This is a genomic window from Saccharomonospora iraqiensis subsp. iraqiensis (assembly GCF_000430445.1).
GTDB lineage: Bacteria > Actinomycetota > Actinomycetes > Mycobacteriales > Pseudonocardiaceae > Saccharomonospora > Saccharomonospora iraqiensis.
Map to the genome: position 1 here is coordinate 13,440 of NZ_KE387119.1, position 3,625 is coordinate 17,064.

The 3,625-nt window shown below is 71.8% G+C and carries 3 protein-coding genes; 1 reads left to right on the plus strand and 2 read right to left on the minus strand.

Going from position 1 to position 3,625, the window contains the following annotated elements:
- Positions 1-149 precede the first annotated feature (149 nt).
- A complete protein-coding gene (locus ACTIR_RS0117590) occupies positions 150-989 on the plus strand; it encodes an SAM-dependent methyltransferase (protein WP_034240756.1) in 840 nt (279 codons plus the stop codon).
- 121 nt (positions 990-1,110) lie between these two features.
- On the opposite strand, the gene ACTIR_RS0117595 is transcribed toward ACTIR_RS0117590, so the two are convergent.
- Both ACTIR_RS0117595 and ACTIR_RS0117600 read right to left on the minus strand, forming a co-directional pair.
- Positions 1,111-1,941, minus strand: a complete 831-nt coding sequence (locus ACTIR_RS0117595; RefSeq protein ID WP_026455263.1) for an aldo/keto reductase — start codon at positions 1,939-1,941, stop codon at positions 1,111-1,113.
- A 170-nt stretch (positions 1,942-2,111) separates the two neighbouring features.
- Positions 2,112-3,625 (minus strand): GMC oxidoreductase (locus tag ACTIR_RS0117600; protein ID WP_233345936.1); only part of this gene is annotated, 1,514 nt, incomplete at its 5' end.

The window sequence follows — 3,625 nt, forward strand, 5'->3', positions numbered from 1 at the left end:
CGCCGGCCGGTCGGGAGCGGGCGGCGGGCGGCCCGCCGGGAGCCGGTCGTCGACCGTTCACCGACTCCGGCCCCACGCCGCCCGCCGGTGCGCCATCATGATCCCCGCAGGGGGTGCACCGGACACCGAACGAACAGGGGATCACACCCGTGGACTCAGCCGACACCACACCGGACGTGGCGACGATCGACCCGAACACGCCGAGCGTGGCCCGCGCCTACAGCTACCTGCTCGGCGGGAAGGACTACTACGCCGCCGACCTGGCGGTGGTGAAGTTCCTCGAGGAGACCTTCAAGAACCCGTACGCCTCGGCGATGACGAACCGGCGCTGGCTGCACCGGGTCGTGCGGTGGCTGACCCGCCACGCCGGCATCGACCAGTTCCTCGACTGCGGCTCCGGCCTGCCCACCGATGACAACGTGCACCAGGTGGCGCAGCGGCTCAACCCGGAGGCCCGCGTCGTCTACAGCGACAACGACCCGACGGTGCAGGCGCACGGCCGGGCGCTGCTGGAGGACAACGACCGGTCGGTGTTCGTCGCCGCCGACCTCACCGACCCGGACACGCTGCTCAACGACCCGGCGGTGCGGCGGCTGCTCGACTTCGACCGGCCGATCGCGATGATCCAGTGCTTCACCCTGCACCACGAACCGGACGAACCCCGCCCGGTCGCCGACGTCATGCGGACCTATGTGGACGCATTGCCGCGCGGCAGCTACGTGGCGCTGACCCACATCACCTACCCGCCCGCGGCCGACGACCCGGACGGCAGCGGCCGCGCGATGGTCGACGAACTGCGCCGCGGCATCCGCGACAAGGGCATGAACTCGGGCTACTTCCGCGAGTACGACCACGTGCGGTCGTTCTTCGACGGGCTGGAACTGGTGGAACCGGGGCTGGTGCCCGCCGCCGACTGGTGGCCCGACGGGCCGGTGCCGCGCAACGAGACCGACGCCATCGTCTACGGCGGCGTCGGAAAAAAGGTCTGAACCCCCTCACGGGGGTCCGCCGAGGAGGCCCGGTACGCGAACGCGCCCGGGTGGAACGGGCGCGGTGTGCGGCTGTTCCACCCGGGCGCGACCGGGCGTTCTCGGGTGCCGGGCGGACTGCTCAGGCGCCGAAGGCGTCCGGGTCCGGGCCGACGCGGGTGCCGGTGTCCAGCGCCGCGATCGCGGCCATGTCGTCCTCGCTGAGCGCGAAGTCGAAGATGTCCAGGTTGGACCGGATCCGCGACGGGGTGACCGACTTCGGGATCGTCACGTTGCCCAGCTCGAAGTGCCAGCGCAGCACGACCTGCGCCGGGGTCTTGCCGTGTTTCTCGGCCAGCGACACCAGCACCTGCTCGTCCAGCAGGCCCTTGCCCTGGCCCAGCGGGCTCCACGCCTCGGTGACGATGTCGTGCTCGGCGTGGAAGGCACGCAGTTCGGCCTGCGGCAGGTTCGGGTGCAGCTCGACCTGGTTCACCGCGGGCACCACGCTCGTCTCGTCGAACAGCCGCCGCAGGTGCGTGGAGTGGAAGTTGGACACCCCGATCGCGCGGGCGCGGCCCTCGGCGTGCAGCTTCTCGAACGCCTTCCAGGTGTCGACGTAGCGGTCCTGGCCGGGCATCGGCCAGTGGATCAGGTACAGGTCGACGTAGTCCAGGCCGAGGCGGGCCAGGCTGGCGTCGAACGCGGCCAGCGTGGTGTCGTAGCCCTGGCTGTCGTTCCACAGTTTCGTGGTGACGAACAGCTCCTGCCGGGGCACGCCCGACTCGGCGATCGCCCTGCCGACGCCCTCCTCGTTGCCGTAGATCGTGGCGGTGTCGATGCTGCGGTAGCCCGCCCGCAGCGCCTCCAGCGTCGGCTCGAACACCTCGTCGGCCGGGACCTGGAAGACGCCGTAGCCGAGCCGCGGCATCTCCGCGCCGGTGTTCAGGGTGATGGTCGGAACCTGTGCCATGGGCAGTGCCGTCCTCGTTTCCGTCGTTCACGTCCTCGATACGCGCGGGGCCAACACACGAATGGCCCCGCTCCACTCAACGGATCAGCCGCCCCACACATTCCCCGTAGCGGGCACCCCGTAACCACCCGCCCTCGGCGTGCCGGGCGGGTCAGGCGTGTTCACGCGTGTCAGAAGACCGTGCCGACGTCGCGCGCGATCAGCTCGTCGGTCGCCCGTTCGGCCACCGCGGCGATCGTCATCGACGGGTTGCACGCCGCGGCGGTGCCCGGCAGCAGCGCCCCGTCCAGCACGTAGAGCCCGCGCTGCCCCCGCACCCGGCCGGCCAGGTCGCAGACCGTGCCCATCGACGCGCCGCCCAACGGGTGCCACGTGTTCGGGTAGAGCGAGGTGGTGTCCAGCTCCACCGAGCCGAACCCCGCGATCTCCCCGATCCGGGTGTCGATGCGCCGGGCCAGGGCGGCGTCCCCGCCGTGTGGCCAGTGCAGCACCACGTCGTCGACGTGCGGGTCGTAGTGGAACCGGCCGCGGTCCGGGCTGACGCCGTAGCCGACCAGCATCGTGGTGCGCAGGTTCGGCAGCGGCGGCAGCGACGCCTGGATGACGGTGTTCGCCGACGCCGGGTCGTGCCACTCCTTGCTGCTGTACACAACCGGCCCGCCCTGCGGGGAACCGAAGTCGTCGGCCAGGTTGGTCCAGGTGTGGATGCGGTCGCCGTTGGATCCCCAGTTCTCCCCGAGACCGTCCGGCAGGTCCGGGATCCGGTCCCGCGCCTGCGCGCGCATCAACAGCCGGGTCGTTCCCGTCGTGCCCGCGGCCATGACCAGCGCGTCGGTGGTGAGGATCTTCTTCTCCCACACCGTGCCGTCGGTGCCGATCCGGTCGACGAACACCTGCCACCGGCCGTCCGCGGCCCGGGCCACCTCGGTCACGTGGTGCAGCGTGGCGACCGTGACCCGGCCGGTGGCCTCGGCCTCGGCGAGGTAGGTGACGTCGACCGAGTGCTTGCCGCCGTTGTTGACGCCGAACGCGCAGTCACCGTTGGTGTAGGACGGGGTCATCCGGCCGTCCAGTTCGGCCAGCGCGTAGTCCCAGTCGATCGGCATCGGCACCTTGTCGACGGCGTACCCGGCCCGGGCGGCGTTGCGGGCGAACACCCGGGCCGCCGTGTACGTCTCGCTGTCGATCAGACGGTCCGGGGCGGTCTCCAGCCGCAGCATCCGCGCCACCCGGCGGTAGTGGTCGCGGTCCATGCGGTCGTAGTCCAGCTGCTCGGGCAGAGTCGCGTGGAACACCTCCGCGGTGGGCTGCAACGTCATGCCCTGATAGACGAGCGACCCGCCGCCGACCCCGGCGGCGCAGATGATGTCCATGCCCCGGCCGGGCACCCGCTCCAGCAGCCCGGTGTAGGGCTCGAACGGCACCGGCAGTTGGCCGAGCCCGGGCAGCGACAGCGGCGAACCCAGCCAGAACGCCCGCTTGTCCGGGCTGGTGGCGTGCGGGAACGTCTCCGCGTTCGGCCCGGTCGGCCAGCGGATCCCCCGCTCCAGCACGTGCACCGGCACCCCGGCCTGCGCCAACCGCAGGGCCGTCACCCCGCCGCCGAACCCGGACCCGATCACCACCACGCGGTGCTCCTCGCGGCTGGTGCGCACACGCCCGCCCGACGCGGCCGCGTCCGTCG